The organism is Allochromatium palmeri (assembly GCF_009720725.1).
GTDB classification, from domain to species: Bacteria; Pseudomonadota; Gammaproteobacteria; order Chromatiales; family Chromatiaceae; genus Thermochromatium; species Thermochromatium palmeri.
Map to the genome: position 1 here is coordinate 1 of NZ_WNKT01000063.1, position 15,253 is coordinate 15,253.

Sequence of the window (15,253 nt, forward strand, 5' to 3'; positions counted from 1 at the left end):
TCGGGAGTCCCTCATGTGTGTCAGATCAGCCGCCTACAGCTTAGCTCAACAGGTAAACTTTTATTCGGAAATCGCCTAAATGACTGTCCGGTTTTCAGGGTCCACTTTAGTCGCCACCCTGCCCGCCGATGCCGACACGCTGAAGTTGAGTTTTACGCTGCGGGTGCTGGGCGGCACGGGCACGCCGTCAGCCTGTAACAATGCCGACTATCAGGCGAAGCTGTTGAGCACGGTCAAGGGCTATGCAGACGCCAACGGCTTTGGCGAGCTGGCACGCCGTTATGCCCACAATCTGGCGAATGCCCGTTTTCTGTGGCGCAACCGACTCGGCGCTGAACAGATCGAAACGCGCATCCAGCACATCTCGCAAGGCCAGGCAGTCACGACCTGGATCTTCGATAGCCTGAAATGGTCGCTGCGCGATTTCAACGCCACGTCAGAGGCTCAAACCGCGTTGCAGGCGATGGCCGATTTGATCGCCCAGGGCTTGGCCGGCAAGAGCCATGTGTTGCTTCAGGTGACCGCTTATGCTCGCGTGGGCGCGGGGCAGGAAGTGTATCCATCCCAGGAGCTGATCCTCGACAAGGGTAGCAGCAAGAAAAGCAAAACCCTCTATGACGTGCAGGGGGTGGCCGGAATTCACTCACAGAAGCTGGGCAACGCCCTACGCACCATCGATACCTGGTATCCCAATGAGGGCGATGCCCTTGGACCGATTGCTGTCGAGCCTTATGGTTCAGTGACGTCGCAAGGCAAGGCGTACCGCCAACCCAAACAGAAGGCCGATTTTTACACACTGCTCGACCGCTGGGTGTTGAAGGACGAGGTTCCGGCGCTTGAACAACAGCACTATGTGATGGCGAATCTGATCCGTGGTGGCGTGTTCGGCGATTCCGAGAAGGATTGAGCCATGGATCACTATCTGGAGATAAAACTCCTGCCCGATCCGGAGTTTGCGTCTGCGGTTCTCATGAACGCGCTGTTTGCCAAACTGCATCGCGGACTTGTCGATCTGGACAGCAGCCGAATCGGCGTCAGCTTTCCGCGCCTGAAGACCGAGTTGAAACATCGAAGTCTCGGCGATCGATTGAGGCTACATGGGAACGCTGACGATTTGCAGCAATTGATGGCATTGCCATGGCTCAGCGGCATGCATGACCACACGGCGGTTATCCGAACCGGCGTCAGTCCCCGCGCAGGCTGGTAATTGCATGGTTCGCCGTGTGCAGGCGAAAAGCAGTCCTGAACGGTTGCGTCGTCGTCTCATGCGTCGGCGAGGCCTCGGCGAGGAAGCCGCGCGCCAATGCATTCCGGACACTCTGGAAGCGCGTTTGGATCTGCCGTTCGTCACCATGAAAAGTCGAAGCACAGGGCAAAATTTCCGACTTTTCATCAATCAGCAAGCGGTTAGTCAGGCCATCGCAGGTGGGTTTAACCACTATGGCTTAAGCCTCACCGCAACCGTGCCCTGGTTTTGACCCTTTTTTTCACGGTTATGATTAGCGACTAAAAATCAGTCGGTTAGGATCGTCCAGAAAAATAGGCCGGGACGACCATTTACAAAAATATTCTTTGAAAATATAGACTTAAAGTGACGTGCTTCGAGTTCACTGCCGAGTAGGCAGCTCAGAAAGTATGGGCCTGGACGCGCACCGCGTGCTCGATGTTCACTGCCGAGTAGGCAGCTCAGAAAGGATGGGAGACTACCGGGCGGATCGCCAAGAAGTTCACTGCCGAGTAGGCAGCTCAGAAAACTTGCTGACGTTGTAGTGCGGGGTTCCAAGCGTTCACTGCCGAGTAGGCAGCTCAGAAAGACGAGAAGAAGCGGCGCGAGCAGGCGGCGCTGTTCACTGCCGAGTAGGCAGCTCAGAAAAGATGCGCTCGTTTTCCAGGAGCGACAAGGCCGTTCACTGCCGAGTAGGCAGCTCAGAAAGTGTCCGACATCGAAATGAAAACCCGCGTCACGTTCACTGCCGAGTAGGCAGCTCAGAAAATGCATAAGCCGCTGACTCGCTGGAGTGAGGGGTTCACTGCCGAGTAAGCAGCTCAGAAAAATTGAAGGGCGTAGGTCGCGCGACTTGCGTGGTTCACTGCCGAGTAGGCAGCTCAGAAAGCAAACGCTTCGAGCATTCGGACTACTCTCCGGTTCACTGCCGAGTAGGCAGCTCAGAAATCATACAATCGAAGTTGTTGCGCCTTGCAAAGGCTTATCTGGCGGACTATACCAATTCAGTTTTTCGCGCAACTTGACGACCTCACCGACGATCAGCAGTGTAGGCGGTGACGGTGGGTTAGCCTCGACGATCTCTCGGATCGTAGCGAGCGTGCCCATGTAAACCCTTTGCAGATGGGTCGTACCCTGTTGAACAAGTGCAATCGGCATCTCAGATGATACGCCGTGTGCCATCAGTTGCTCGACGATGACGGGCAATCCCACTAGCCCCATATAAAACACGATAGTCTGATTTGGCTGCGCGAGCGCCGGCCAGTTCAGATCGATACTGCCATCCTTTAAATGTCCGGTCACAAAGGTTACGGATTGCGCATAGTCGCGGTGTGTCAATGGAATGCCCGCATACGCCGCGCAGCCGGATGCGGCCGTAATACCAGGAATAACCTGGAAAGGCACACCCTCAGCAGCAAGCGTGTCGATCTCCTCGCCACCACGTCCAAAAATAAAAGGATCGCCGCCTTTAAGCCGCAATACGCGATGCCCGTCTTTCGCTAGATCAGCAAGCAAGCGGTTTATCTCTTCTTGGCGCATGGCGTGATGATTGCGCTCTTTGCCGACATAGATCCGCTGTGCATCACGCCGAGTCATATTGAGAATGGGCGCGGCAACCAATCGATCATAGACAACGACATCAGCTTGCTGCATCAGTCGCAATGCGCGGAAGCTGATGAGATCCGGATCGCCGGGCCCGGCGCCGACAAGGTAGACCTCACCCAGATCGCGTTCGAGCGCATCCGGTGCAAGCTCGCTCTCGATCACGGCTTCGGCCTCCTCGAACTGGCCGGCCAAGATACGCTCAGCGACAGCCCCTTGCAGCACCCGATCCCAAAAACGACGCCGATCGCGCTGCTCGCTGAAACGCGCTTTGACGCGATCGCGATAACGTCCACTTAACTCTGCCAGTCGCCCATATCCCGCCGGAATCAGTGCTTCGAGCCGCGTGCGCAACATGCGCGCAAGCACCGGCGAGGTCTTGCCGCTGGAGACGGCAATCGTAACCGGCGAGCGGTCGACGATGGAAGGCAGCACAAATGTGCAAGCCTCCGGATCGTCGACGACGTTCACCGGAATATCGGCGTCATTGGCGAGTTGAGCGATCTGGCGGTTGACTGCACGGTCGTCGGTCGCCGCGATAACCAGCCGCTGACCGGCAATGTCTCCGGGTACAAAGTAGCGCGCCTCATGGCGCAACGCGCCAGATTCGACTTTACGCGCCAACGCCTCACACAGCTCGGGCGACACTAAAGTGACAGCCGCCCCCGCGCGCACCAGATTGGAGACCTTGCGCGCCGCCGTGGCGCCGCCGCCGACGACAAGACAGGGCCGGCTTTGCATGTCGAGAAAGATAGGCAGTAGATCCATGGTGCTCTCTGGCTGAAGATGGGACGGGGCCGCATGGCTCCATTGAGTTGATCTTTGAAAATCCTTAATATACTTAAATACTTTGTTTTAGGGTAGGACGATAGTGTGGTCAACGAGATCGATTCCGAGTCTCTGAGCCAGCGGCTCACGGAGGCTGAAGATGTGTTGCTGGTCGACATCCGCACCCCGGCCGAAATCGCCCAGGGCATGATCCCGGACGCCCTGCAACTGCCGATGCACCTGATCCCGATCCGGATGAACGAGATCCCCAAAGATCGCGACGTGGTCATCTACTGCCGCAGCGGCGCGCGCTCCTACCAGGCTTGCGCTTACCTGATGCAGCAGGGCTACAACCGCGTGCTCAACCTGCGCGGCGGCATCATCGCCTGGGCGCGTCACGGCCTGCCGATCATCGCTCCCGAGGGCTGATCCAAGTATCCGCCCAGCGATCCGGCGGCTCCCTTGTTTTTTACGGTGGATTCGCCTATAACCGCGAATCCTTGTTTTTAATGAAATACTGAAACCTAAGTATTGACGGAGGCTCCCGATGGCTGATTTCGATCAAGAACTCGACGCAAGCGGTCTGAACTGCCCACTGCCGATCCTGCGCGCCAAGAAGACCCTGAACACCATGGCCAGCGGCCAGGTGCTGCACATCGTGGCCACGGACCCAGGCTCGGTCAAAGACTTCGACGCCTTTGCCAAGCAGACCGGCAACGAGCTGATGGAGTCCAAGGAAGAAGGCGGCAAGTTCCACTTTCTGATCAAGAAGTCTTGATCGATCCGCGTGGCTCGAACCTGAATCCCCACTCAGGTTCGAACACCCGCTCGGCACGACAGACATCACATCAAAACACAAGATGATTCGCGAGCCTGACCCAGGCACCGCGTGGAGGACTCGATGGAACCAAAGAAACTGGCGATCATCGCCACCAAAGGCTCGCTCGACTGGGCCTATCCGCCTTTCATCCTCGCCTCGACAGCCGCCGCGCTTGGCTATGAGGTGCAGATCTTCTTCACCTTCTATGGCCTGCAACTGCTGAAGAAGAAGCCGAACCTGGAAGTCACGCCGCTGGGCAACCCCGGCATGCCGATGCCGATGGGCATGGACAAGTGGTTCCCGGTGCTCGGCATGGCGCTGCCCGGCATGCAGAGCATGATGACCGCCATGATGAAGCAGAAGATGAAGAGCAAGGGCGTGGCCAGCATCGAGGAACTGCGCGAACTCTGCCAGGAGGCCGAGGTCAAGATGATCGCCTGTCAGATGACCGTCGACCTCTTCGACATGCCGACCGCCGAATTCATCGACGGCGTCGAATACGCCGGCGCGGCCGCCTTCTTCGAGTTCGCCGGCGAGAGCGACATCTGTCTCTATATCTGAACCGCACGCCCGGAGCGACCCCGGTCGCTCCCTTTTCTGATCGAAGTCCCCCGACATGCCTACCGACAACCGCACCGGCGCCGCCATCCTGCTCGATGTCCTCAACGATCTCGGAGTCGAGACCATCTTTGGACACACCGGCGGAGCGGTCATCCCCATCCATGTCGAGATCAACAAGCGTCTGCGCGCCGGCACGCCCGTGCCGCGCTTCGTGCTCTGTCGGCAGGAAGGCGGCGCCGGACATGCCGCCGAGGGCTATGCGCGCGCCAGCGGTCGGGTCGGGGTGGCGCTGGCGACCTCAGGGCCAGGCGCGACCAATCTGATCACGCCGATCGCCGACGCCTACAAGGATTCACTGCCCACGCTCTTCATCACTGGCCAGGTACCGAGCCGCTCCATCGGCACCGATGCCTTCCAGGAAGTGGACATGGTCGGCCTCACTCGCCCCATCGCCAAGCACAACTATCTGGTCAAGGATGTGGCCGATCTGGAATGGGTGCTGCGCGAGGCCCATGCCCTGGCCATCCAAGGTCGACCGGGTCCGGTGGTCGTCGACGTCTGCAAGGATGCGCAACTGGCCGCGCTGGAAACGGCCAATGTGCCGCGTCTGCGTCATCGCGAACCCGTCGCCTTCGATGCCGCGCGTGCCGATGCCATCCTGGAGGCACTCGCCCGCGCCGAGCGCCCGGTGGTCAAGGCCGGTGGCGGCATCATCCACGCCAATGCCGCCCTGGCGCTGCAACGCTTCGCCAAGCGCTTCGATGTACCCGTGACCACGACCTTCAATGCCCTCGGCGCCCTGCCCTTCGAGCTGGCGCACAATCTCGGGATGCCGGGAATGCACGGCACCATCCCGGCCAACTATGCCCTGCGTGATGCCGACTTGATCATCGCGCTCGGCGGACGCTTCGACGATCGGGTCGCGGTGCGCGGCTTTGCCGAGGGCAAGCGCATCGCCCATGTCGACATCGATCCGTCCGAGATCGACAAGACCATCGCCACCGATCTCAATCTGGTCGCGACGCTCGACGAATTCCTCGCCCATGCCCTGGCCTCGGGCCGCTCGGCGCGCCATCCCGAGTGGATGACGCTCATCAGCGAATGGCGTCAGCGCATGATGCCGCCCTACGGCCAGTCCGAGTACATCAAGCCCCAGGCCGCCATTGAGGTCATCTCCGAACTCACCGGCGGCGAAGCAACTCTGGTCACGGGTGTCGGCCAGCATCAGATGTGGTCGGCCCAGTACTATCGCTTCCGCCGGCCGCGTCAGTGGATCAGCTCAGGCGGACTCGGGACCATGGGTTTCGGGCTACCGGCGGCGATCGGCGCCTGGTATGGCGACCCCACGCATCCGGTGGTCCTGATCGACGGCGACGGCAGCTTCCAGATGAACATCCAGGAACTCGGCACCGTGGTCGCCAACCGGATTCCGCTCAAGATGTTCGTCCTGAACAACAGCTTCCTCGGCATGGTGCGCCAGTGGGAAGACATGATGGACGACGGCCATCATTACGAGACCTGTCTGGCGCGCACCACCGACTGCGATCCGGACTGCATCGACCTCGATCAGGGCTGCCGGCGCCAGATCCCCAACCTGACCGGACTCAAGTACGTCTATCCGCGTCTCAAGACGGTCCGCCTGCGCGACCCCGCTACGCTGCGGGCCGACATCGCCGCTGTGCTCGCCGTGCCGGGACCGGTGCTGGTCGACGTCTGGATCGACAAGGCCGAAAACGTCATCCCCATGGTCCGCCCCGGACACAGTCTGGAGCAGATGATCGAGTCCTGATCCGCGCTCCCCAACCCTTCTCCCGCCTGGGGAGAGGGGCACACATCAAAAATCTCAACGACATCCCATCGTCGCGTTCAACCACCCGCTAAGCTAGAAGGCAGGGAAGCGCCATGCCATCAGCGAGGAACGCGACTCATGGGAATCAAATCCAAGCTCAAGCTGATCGGTTTACTGCCACTGCTGGTGGCGATTGTCTTCGGCGTGACCATCTATCGCGGTCAGGATCGTCTCAATGCCTTGAGCCATCTGGCGCTCAAGACCGACGAGATGCGCGAAGCCGTGCGGGACGTGCGGGACGTGACCCGGCGCATCCTGGCCACGCGCGACAACGAGATCCGCTACGACGGTTACGATGCGCTGGAGATCGTCAATCTCGGGATGATGGATCTCGCTGTCTGGCACGACGAGCCGGGGGTGGGCGAGACCCTGCGCACGCTGGAGCGAGGTTTGCTCATGGCGCGCATCCACTATGAGATGCTCGACGGCTTGACCGTCCCGGCGCTCAAATGGATCGCCGTGCCGCAGATCGTCGAGGTCGAGCAGGCACTGATGCGCGAACTCGCTGCGCTCGACACCCGACTGCGCGCGCTCCATCAAACAGCACGCGCGGCTCTGGTCGAGCACAGCGACCGGCTCTGGCGCCGCGAATTCTGGCTGGTCGCCATCACGGCCGTCCTGGTGCTGTGGCTGATCCATCCCATGCTCGATCGCATCGGCACGGCCGTGCACACACTCAGCCAGGGAACGCGCGGTCTCAGTCCCGATGGGCTGCCCAGGGAACTCGACCTGAGCGGCGAGGACGAATTTGGTCAGCTTGCGCGTGACTTCAACGCCATGGCCCAACGGCTGGCCGAAGCCGAGGCCGCACGCGAGGAACGCACCCGCGATCTGGAAACGGCGGTGCAGGATCTGGAGAATTTCAGCTATTCGGTCTCGCATGATCTGCGCGCGCCCTTGCGGGCGATCGACGGCTTCATCGGCATCCTGCGCGAGGATTATGCGGCCAGTCTCGATGCGGAAGGGCTGCGCCTGTTCGGCGTGGTCACGGCCAACGCCCAGAAGATGGAGCAGCTCATCGACGACATCCTGGCCCTGTCGCGCGCCGGACGTCTGGCGATGGAATGGGTGACGATCGATATGAACCAGATGGTCGACGAGGTCTGGTCCGACCTTCTGGAGACCGCGACTGGACGCCCGATCGACTTTCAGCGCGAGGATCTACCCGTGTGTCAGGGCGACCCGCGCGCGATCCGGCAAATCTGGCAGAATCTGCTCGCCAATGCGCTCAAGTTCACGCGCGACCGCGATCCGGCCCTGATCCAGGTCGAGGCCCGGACAGACGCCGGCGCAATCCGCTACAGTGTGCGAGACAATGGCGCCGGTTTCGACCCAGCCTACGCCGCCAAGCTCTTCGTGCTCTTTCAGCGTCTGCACGGCATGAATGAATTCGAGGGCACGGGGGTGGGTCTGGCGATCGTCAAGCGTTTCATACAGAAACACCACGGACAGGTCGAGGCGAGCGGCGCGGTCGATGGCGGAGCGGTCTTCACCTTCAGCCTCCCCATGGATCCCAACTCATGCGCAGCGGTGGCGAACGCGGAGGATTGAGATGGTTACGCGAAACTCGATGGTCGATATCCTGCTGGTGGAGGACAATCCGGACGATGCCGAACTGGCCATGCGCGCGCTGCGCAAGCACAATCTGGCCAATCGTCTGGAATGGGTCAAAGATGGTGCTGCCGCGCTGGATTTCCTCTTCCATCGCGGCGACTATACCAACAGTCCAAACACACTGCCGCGCGTCGTGCTGCTGGATCTGCGTCTGCCCAAGGTCGACGGCATCGAGGTGCTGCGCGAGATCCGCGCCCACCCCGAGACACACGAGCTACCGGTCGTGATCCTGACCTCCTCGCGCGAGGAACGCGATCTGGTCGCGACCTATGAGCTGGGCGTCAACAGCTTCGTCGCCAAGCCCGTCGCCTTCGACGACTTCGCCCGCACCGTCGCAGAACTGGGGATGTACTGGGTGTTGGTCAATCGCGTGTCACCGGAGATTCGTTCGATTTGATGCCCCGTCCATTGCGCCTGCTGCTGCTGGAAGACAACCCGGCCGACGCCGAACTCAACGAACGTGTCCTACGCCGCGCGGGGCTGGAGTTCGAGTCGCGTCGCGTGGAGACGCGCGAGCAATTCCTCGCCGCGCTCGAAGACTTCAGACCGGATGCCATTCTGGCTGACTTCGGTCTGCCGCATTTCGATGGACGCCAAGCCCTGGAACTGGCGCGCGCGCAGGATTCCGCACTACCCTTCATCTTCGTCACCGGCGCGCTCGGCGAAGAGAGCGCCGTGGAGTTGCTGCGCAACGGTGCCAACGACTACATTCTCAAGGACCGTCTGGCCCGCCTGCCCGACGCCCTGACACGCGCCCTGGAGGCGGCCCGCCAAGTTCAGGCACTGCACCATGCCGAACAGGAGCGGCGCGAAAGCGAGGCGCGTTTTCATGCGCTCTTCGAGCATTTACGCAGTGGCGTCTGCATCTACGAGGCCATTGAGGATGGGCGCGATTTCATCATCCGCGACCTCAACCAGGCGGTGGAATATATCGAGGGCATCGAAGCGAGCGCCTTGATCGGCCAGCGGCTGAGTACAGTCTTCCCCGGCGTGGTGGAGTGCGGATTTCTGTCCGTATTCGAGCGTGTGTGGCGCACGGGCCGCGCCGAGCACATTCCGCCGCGACTCTATCGCGACCAGCATCGCCAGGGCTGGCGTGAAAACTTCGTCTATCGCCTGCCGCATGGCGAGCTGGTCGCCGTCTATGACGACGTGACCGAGCGGCATACCCTGGAGCTGGCTCTGCAAGAGAGTCGCGAGCGCCTGGAGCTGGCCCTGGAAGGCTCGGAGCTGGGTCTGTGGGACTGGCGGATCCAGACGAGCGAAATTCAGGTCAATGAGCGCTGGGCGGCAATCGTCGGCTATCAGCTCGATGAACTGGAGCCAATCAGCATCCAGACCTGGCAAGATCTCTGTCATCCCGATGATCTCGCCCTCGCCAGGCAGCGACTCGAAGGACATTTTCGGGGTGAAACACCCTGTTACGAATGCGAAACGCGGTTGCGTCACAAGGATGGACACTGGATCTGGATTCTCGATCGCGGCAAGGTGGTCGAATGGGGATCGGATAAGCGTCCGGTGCGCATGGCCGGAACCCATCTCGACATCACGGAGAGCAAGCACACCCAGGAGGAACTCAACCGCTATCGCCAGCACCTGGAGGAGCTGGTCGAGACCCGCACCGCTGAGCTACGCCTGACCGAGGAACGCAGCCGGCTGATCCTCGAATCGAGCGCCGACGGACTCTATGGCGTCGACGTCGAGGGACGTACCACCTTCGTCAACCCGGCCGCCTGCGCCATGCTGGGCTACACCCAGGAGCAACTCCTGGGCCGCTCCAGTCACGACATTATCCATCACAGCCACGCCGATGGCCGTCACTACCCCATGGGGGACTGCCCGCTGCACAGCACCCTGCTCAACGGCGAGGTACTGCGCGGCGAAGACGAGGTCTTCTGGCGCGCCGACGGCACGCCGCTGCCCGTGTCCTATGCCTCGCATCCGATCCGGCGTGAGGGCAAGATCGTCGGCGCTGTGGTCAGCTTCATCGATGTCTCGACCCAGAAACAGGCCGAGGCCGCGCGCGAGGCGGCGCTGGCCGAAGCCGAACGTCTAGCGAGGGTCAAAAGCGAATTCCTGGCTAACATGAGCCATGAGATCCGCACCCCGCTCAACGCCGTGCTGGGTTTCGCCCAGATCGGTGCGCGCGAGAGCGATCCCAGCAAAGTCCGCGTCTTCTTCCAGCGCATCCTGGACTCGGGACAGTTGTTGCTCGGCATCATCAACGACATCCTCGACTTCTCCAAGATCGAAGCCGGCAAGCTCGATATCGCAAATAGCGAACTCGACCTGCGCGCGGTCATCGAGCGCTCGGTGGATCTTTTGAGCACGCGCGCCAAGGACAAGGGACTGCACTTCCGCATCGCGGAAGCCCCGGACCTGCCCGCCACCTTCATGGGCGACGATCTGCGTCTGTCCCAGGTGCTCGCCAACCTGCTCTCCAACGCCGTCAAGTTCACCGATCAGGGCGAGGTCAGGTTCAGCATCCGGTGCGAGGAGGGTTGGATCGTCTTCCGTGTCGAAGATAGCGGCATCGGGATGCGCGAGGATTATCTGGCCAATCTCTTCCAGCCCTTCGAGCAGGCCGACGGCTCGATCACGCGCCGCTACGGCGGCAGCGGTCTGGGGCTGGCCATCAGCAAGCGTCTGGTCGAGCTGATGAACGGCGAACTGCGCGCCTGGAGTCGCTTCGGCGAGGGCAGCCGTTTCGAGATGCGTCTGCCGCTGATCGAACCGCGCGGCGTGATTAGCACGCGTCGACTCGCCAGCGAGCCCGCGCCCCCGGCCGCGACCGGCACCCGTCTGCGTGGGATGCGTCTGCTGGCCGCCGAGGATAACCTCGCGAACCGACTGGTACTGGAGGAGTTGCTGCGCGCTGAGGGGTGTGAGCTGACGCAGGTCGAGGATGGACGTCAGGCCGTCGCGTGCGTCGAACGCGAGGGCGCGACCGCCTTCGATCTGGTGCTCATGGACATCCAGATGCCGGAGATGGACGGTTTGGAAGCCACGCAGCATATCCACCAGTTCGCCCCTGACCTGCCGGTCGTCGGCCTGACGGCCCATGCCCTGAATTCCGAGCGCCACCTCTGCCTGAAGGCCGGCATGATCGATCACATCGCCAAGCCCGTTGATATCGAACAGCTCGTCGCAACCATTGTCCGACATGCGCGCAACCGCCATCAGGCGGCCGTGCCGCTCACGCCGAAGGAGACGCCGCCCAAGCCGACGCGCCCGGAGGCGCCGGACCCCGATGCCGGCCAGCGATCCGGCACCTGGATCGACTGGGACGCACTCGAGTCGCGCTATGCGCACAACCCGACCTTCATTCCACGCCTCTTGCGCGCGGTGCTCGACTCCAATAAGGATCAGACCGAGCGGCTGCGCGAATCAGTCAACCAGGGCGACCGCGACCAGATCGTTTTCATGGCTCATCGACTCAAGGGCACGGCCGGCAATCTGTTCGCTAAATCATTGCACGCACTGGCAACCGATGTGGAGGCACGCACGCGGGCCTTGGATATCGAGGCGCCGCGCCTGGCACTCAAACTCGCCGATGCACTCGCTGGACTGCTGGCCGAGATCGACGACAGCCACTGGCTCACTGAGGCCACAGAAACGCCCCGCGACGCGCCCGCCGTGGAACCGCTCGTTGACGACACGGCCGAGATCACCAATATCCTCGACCGGCTCGCGGCTTTGCTCGATACCGATGACACCGAGGTCAATCAGTTCTATCTCGGTCATCAGGATCGGCTACACCGTCTTTTTGGCGAGCGCGCCGAACAACTTGGCACCGAGATCAAGCACTTCGACTATCAGGCGGCGCGCGAGACACTGCGCGCGCTTATCGAATCCAACACACAGAGGCCGACATCATGACTAACTACCTGGATATCGGCGGCCTGAAGGTCGCCCAGCCACTCCATGATCTGGTCAGAGACGAGATCACGCCCGGCATCGGCATCGATCCGGCCGCCTTCTGGCTGTCGTTCGGCGAGATCGTGCGCGAGTTCGCGCCCCGTCATCGCGAACTGCTGGCTAAGCGCGACAGCATGCAGCAGCGCATCGATGGCTGGCACCGCGCCCATCGCGACCAACCGCTGGATCTGGCCGCCTATCGCGATTTTCTGGTCGAGATCGGCTATCTGCTCCCCGAAGGACCGGATTTCTCGATCAACACCAGCAATGTCGATCCTGAAATCGCCACCATCGCCGGCCCGCAGCTCGTGGTGCCGGTGAATAACGCCCGCTATGCGCTCAACGCGGCCAATGCGCGTTGGGGCAGTCTCTACGATGCGCTGTATGGCACGGATGCCATCCCCGAGGACGAGGGGCTGGAGCGTGGCGCTGAGCTCAACCCGGCGCGCGCGGCCGCCGTGGTCGAGCGCGCGGCGGCCTTTCTCGATACGGCTGTGCCGCTCAATCGCGGCTCGCATACCGAGGCCTGCGGCTACAAGCTGGAGAACGGCAAACTGGTGGTACTCCTGCCCGACAACAGCGAGACCCTGCTTGCCGATCCAGCGCAGTTCGCCGGCTTCCGGGGCAACCCGAACCAGTTGGACGCGGTGCTGCTCGTCAACCATGATCTGCACATCGAGATCCGGATCGACCGCAGCCACCCGATCGGCGCCAACAGCGCGGCCGGTGTCGCCGACATCCTGTTGGAATCGGCCGTGACCAGTATCCAGGACTGCGAGGACTCGGTCGCGGCCGTCGACACCGAAGACAAGATCGGTGTCTACCGCAACTGGCTGGGACTGATGAAGGGCAATCTCACCGCCAGCTTCAGCAAGGGCGGTCGGACGGTCGAGCGCACGCTGGCTGAGGACCGCACCTACAGCCGTCTCGGGACCGGTTCGCTCACCCTGCCGGGACGCTCGCTGATGCTGGTGCGCAACGTCGGTCATCTCATGACCACGGATGCCGTGCTCGACGCCGAGGGGCTTGAGATCCCCGAGGGAGTCCTGGACGGCATGATCACCGCGCTCTGCGCCCTGCACGACATCCATCCCGAGCATGGCGCGCTGAGCAACTCGCGCACCGGCAGCCTCTATATCGTCAAGCCCAAGATGCACGGTCCGGAAGAAGTCCAGCTGGCAGTCGATCTGTTCGGGCGTATCGAGGATGCACTGGGTCTGGCCCGCAATACGCTCAAGATCGGCATCATGGATGAGGAGCGGCGCACCACGCTCAATCTCAAGGAATGCATTCGCGTCGCGCGCGAGCGTCTCATCTTCATCAATACCGGCTTCCTCGACCGCACGGGCGATGAGATCCACACCGACATGGAAGCCGGTGCCGTGCTGCGCAAGGGCGACATGAAGGGCGCGCCCTGGTTACGCGCCTATGAGGACTGGAACGTCGACGTCGGGCTGGCCTGTGGTCTGCGCGGTCAGGCCCAGATCGGCAAGGGCATGTGGACCATGCCCGACGAGATGGCGGCCATGCTCGCGACCAAGTCGGCGCATCCGCAGGCCGGCGCCAGTTGCGCCTGGGTGCCCTCCCCGACCGCCGCCACCCTGCACGCGATGCACTATCACCAGATCGATGTGGCCGCAATCCAGGCCGAGCTGGCCAAGGGTGAGCGGCGCGCCCGCCTCGATGATCTGCTCCAGATCCCGCTCGATCCGAACCGCGCCTGGACGCCGGAGGAGATCCAGCAGGAACTGGACAACAACTGTCAGGGCATTCTGGGCTATGTGGTGCGTTGGATCGATCAGGGCGTGGGTTGCTCCAAGGTGCCGGACATCGCCAACGTCGGTCTGATGGAGGACCGCGCCACGCTGCGCATCTCCAGCCAGCATGTGGCCAACTGGCTGCATCATGGCGTCGTCAGCGAGTCGCAGGTCATGGAATCGCTCAAGCGTATGGCCGCCGTGGTCGATGAGCAAAACGCCGACGACCCGCTCTACCGGCCGCTGGCGCCCGGCTTCGACGGCGTAGCCTTCCAGGCCGCCTGCGATCTGATCTTCAAGGGCCGCGAGGCGCCGAACGGCTATACCGAACCGACGCTGCATGCGATGCGGCGGCGGTTCAAGGTCGGGCGCTGAGGTCGCCGATGGCGTGTGGGCAGTTGCATCCTGATGCTGTGGTGTCCATGCTTGGGACACGGGATTGACAATCGTCAAACCGATCGGCTTCGGCCTTGTCGAAGCCGAATGAAAGAGGGAGTTCACGCCAGCGGACAGGCGCTATCACCACCCAAGCCCGTAACCATCGACACCCGATGGAGGATACATCCATGTCCACGACTACCGCAGAGATCGCCGGCCGCGAACTGACGTTCAACAAAGAAGGTCATCTCGCCTCTTTCGGCGACTGGGATCCCGAGATCGCCGAGGCACTGGCCGCCGACGAGGGTCTGACCCTGACCGAATGTCACTGGAAGGTGATCGATTTCCTGCGCGCCTACTACGAGACCCACGAGATGCCGCCCTCGCCGCGGGTCATCATCCGGGCCATCGGCGAGGATCTCTCGGCGCATGTGCCCTGTACCCGCAAGCACCTGGAGGCGCTGTTCCCGAACGGCGGTTGTAAGCAGGCCTGCCGTGTCGCGGGTCTGCCGCGCGCCTACTGTCAGTCCTGCTGAACCATCCCCCCGCGAGGCCGGCACTGGAACGCCGGTCTCGCGGGGGGACGCTCTGCAAAACCATGCACCATGCTGGGCTTTGCGCACCTGATCCGCTCCTCTATAATCGCGCGCGTCAACCACTTGATTCATCTATGGAGAAGCACGTCATGCCGACCTATGATTATCGCTGTGACACCAACGATCGCGTGATCGAGGTGAGCCATCGCATGAGCGAGAACCTGA

The 15,253-nt window shown here is 61.9% G+C and carries 13 protein-coding genes, 1 pseudogene and 1 CRISPR repeat array; of the genes and pseudogenes, 13 read left to right on the forward strand and 1 reads right to left on the reverse strand.

All coding sequences use genetic code 11. The annotated features are described in order from the left end of the window. Nucleotides 1-79: 79 nt before the first annotated feature. Genes csy3 through cas6f (GJ668_RS21020) form a run of 3 tightly spaced genes read left to right on the forward strand, consistent with a single transcriptional unit; the run spans nucleotide 80 to nucleotide 1,478 of the window. A complete protein-coding gene (csy3, locus tag GJ668_RS18275; RefSeq protein ID WP_155451548.1) occupies nucleotides 80-907 on the forward strand; it encodes a type I-F CRISPR-associated protein Csy3 in 828 nt (275 codons plus the stop codon). Nucleotides 908-910: 3 nt separating this feature from the next. After that, complete coding sequence (cas6f, locus tag GJ668_RS21015; protein WP_281350262.1) at nucleotides 911-1,207, forward strand: type I-F CRISPR-associated endoribonuclease Cas6/Csy4; 297 nt, start codon at nucleotides 911-913, stop codon at nucleotides 1,205-1,207. A gap of 4 nt (nucleotides 1,208-1,211) precedes the next feature. Then, a complete protein-coding gene (gene cas6f / locus GJ668_RS21020; RefSeq protein WP_281350263.1) occupies nucleotides 1,212-1,478 on the forward strand; it encodes a type I-F CRISPR-associated endoribonuclease Cas6/Csy4 in 267 nt (88 codons plus the stop codon). A gap of 127 nt (nucleotides 1,479-1,605) precedes the next feature. Continuing rightward, nucleotides 1,606-2,173: a CRISPR direct-repeat array (repeat unit 28 nt; unit sequence GTTCACTGCCGAGTAGGCAGCTCAGAAA). Here the strand turns inward: cas6f (GJ668_RS21020) and cysG are convergent. Next, nucleotides 2,174-3,595: a siroheme synthase CysG gene (gene cysG, locus GJ668_RS18285; protein ID WP_155451549.1), complete on the reverse strand. Its 1,422-nt coding sequence runs from the start codon at nucleotides 3,593-3,595 to the stop codon at nucleotides 2,174-2,176. It lies immediately after the preceding feature. Between the two features lie 105 nt (nucleotides 3,596-3,700). Here cysG and GJ668_RS18290 point away from each other — a divergent pair, with 105 nt between their 5' ends. The 10 genes and pseudogenes from GJ668_RS18290 to GJ668_RS20755 form a co-directional block, all read left to right on the forward strand. Continuing rightward, the gene (locus GJ668_RS18290; RefSeq protein WP_186343199.1) at nucleotides 3,701-4,024 is read left to right on the forward strand and encodes a rhd_2599 family sulfurtransferase; all 324 of its coding nucleotides are present in this window, start codon (nucleotides 3,701-3,703) and stop codon (nucleotides 4,022-4,024) included. Between the two features lie 118 nt (nucleotides 4,025-4,142). Beyond that, nucleotides 4,143-4,373 carry a sulfurtransferase TusA family protein gene (locus GJ668_RS18295; RefSeq protein ID WP_155451550.1) on the forward strand — a complete coding sequence of 77 codons (231 nt, stop codon included), beginning with the start codon at nucleotides 4,143-4,145 and terminating at the stop codon, nucleotides 4,371-4,373. 123 nt (nucleotides 4,374-4,496) lie between these two features. Further along, nucleotides 4,497-4,976 (forward strand): sulfur carrier protein DsrE2, encoded by a 480-nt coding sequence (gene dsrE2, locus GJ668_RS18300; protein ID WP_155451551.1) that lies wholly within the window; start codon nucleotides 4,497-4,499, stop codon nucleotides 4,974-4,976. A gap of 55 nt (nucleotides 4,977-5,031) precedes the next feature. After that, a complete protein-coding gene (gene ilvB / locus GJ668_RS18305; RefSeq protein WP_155451552.1) occupies nucleotides 5,032-6,765 on the forward strand; it encodes a biosynthetic-type acetolactate synthase large subunit in 1,734 nt (577 codons plus the stop codon). 138 nt (nucleotides 6,766-6,903) lie between these two features. Then, on the forward strand, nucleotides 6,904-8,376 hold the full coding sequence (locus GJ668_RS18310) for a sensor histidine kinase (RefSeq protein WP_155451553.1): 1,473 nt from the start codon (nucleotides 6,904-6,906) through the stop codon (nucleotides 8,374-8,376). Nucleotide 8,377: 1 nt separating this feature from the next. Beyond that, nucleotides 8,378-8,836: a response regulator gene (locus GJ668_RS18315; protein ID WP_155451554.1), complete on the forward strand. Its 459-nt coding sequence runs from the start codon at nucleotides 8,378-8,380 to the stop codon at nucleotides 8,834-8,836. Further along, entirely contained in the window at nucleotides 8,836-12,318 is a 3,483-nt protein-coding gene (locus GJ668_RS18320; RefSeq protein ID WP_246194986.1) for a PAS domain S-box protein, read from the forward strand. Before GJ668_RS18315 ends, GJ668_RS18320 begins: the two co-directional genes overlap by 1 nt. Continuing rightward, nucleotides 12,315-14,489, forward strand: a complete 2,175-nt coding sequence (locus GJ668_RS18325; protein WP_155451556.1) for a malate synthase G — start codon at nucleotides 12,315-12,317, stop codon at nucleotides 14,487-14,489. Before GJ668_RS18320 ends, GJ668_RS18325 begins: the two co-directional genes overlap by 4 nt. Before the next feature lie 191 nt (nucleotides 14,490-14,680). Beyond that, the gene (locus GJ668_RS18330) at nucleotides 14,681-15,028 is read left to right on the forward strand and encodes a TusE/DsrC/DsvC family sulfur relay protein (protein WP_155451557.1); all 348 of its coding nucleotides are present in this window, start codon (nucleotides 14,681-14,683) and stop codon (nucleotides 15,026-15,028) included. Nucleotides 15,029-15,177: 149 nt separating this feature from the next. Further along, nucleotides 15,178-15,253 (forward strand): annotated as a pseudogene (locus GJ668_RS20755) (zinc ribbon domain-containing protein); the annotation flags it as partial.

Bases quoted from the DNA above. Each gene is read 5' to 3' on its own strand.
- GJ668_RS18310 (WP_155451553.1), top strand. From the start codon at position 6,904: ATGGGAATCAAATCCAAGCTCAAGCTGATCGGTTTACTGCCACTGCTG.
- ilvB (WP_155451552.1), top strand. From the start codon at position 5,032: ATGCCTACCGACAACCGCACCGGCGCCGCCATCCTGCTCGATGTCCTC.
- cas6f (WP_281350262.1), top strand. From the start codon at position 911: ATGGATCACTATCTGGAGATAAAACTCCTGCCCGATCCGGAGTTTGCG.
- GJ668_RS18315 (WP_155451554.1), top strand. From the start codon at position 8,378: ATGGTTACGCGAAACTCGATGGTCGATATCCTGCTGGTGGAGGACAAT.
- GJ668_RS18330 (WP_155451557.1), top strand. From the start codon at position 14,681: ATGTCCACGACTACCGCAGAGATCGCCGGCCGCGAACTGACGTTCAAC.
- cas6f (WP_281350263.1), top strand. From the start codon at position 1,212: ATGGTTCGCCGTGTGCAGGCGAAAAGCAGTCCTGAACGGTTGCGTCGT.
- GJ668_RS18295 (WP_155451550.1), top strand. From the start codon at position 4,143: ATGGCTGATTTCGATCAAGAACTCGACGCAAGCGGTCTGAACTGCCCA.
- GJ668_RS18320 (WP_246194986.1), top strand. From the start codon at position 8,836: ATGCCCCGTCCATTGCGCCTGCTGCTGCTGGAAGACAACCCGGCCGAC.
- cysG (WP_155451549.1), bottom strand. From the start codon at position 3,595: ATGGATCTACTGCCTATCTTTCTCGACATGCAAAGCCGGCCCTGTCTT.
- dsrE2 (WP_155451551.1), top strand. From the start codon at position 4,497: ATGGAACCAAAGAAACTGGCGATCATCGCCACCAAAGGCTCGCTCGAC.
- csy3 (WP_155451548.1), top strand. From the start codon at position 80: ATGACTGTCCGGTTTTCAGGGTCCACTTTAGTCGCCACCCTGCCCGCC.
- GJ668_RS18325 (WP_155451556.1), top strand. From the start codon at position 12,315: ATGACTAACTACCTGGATATCGGCGGCCTGAAGGTCGCCCAGCCACTC.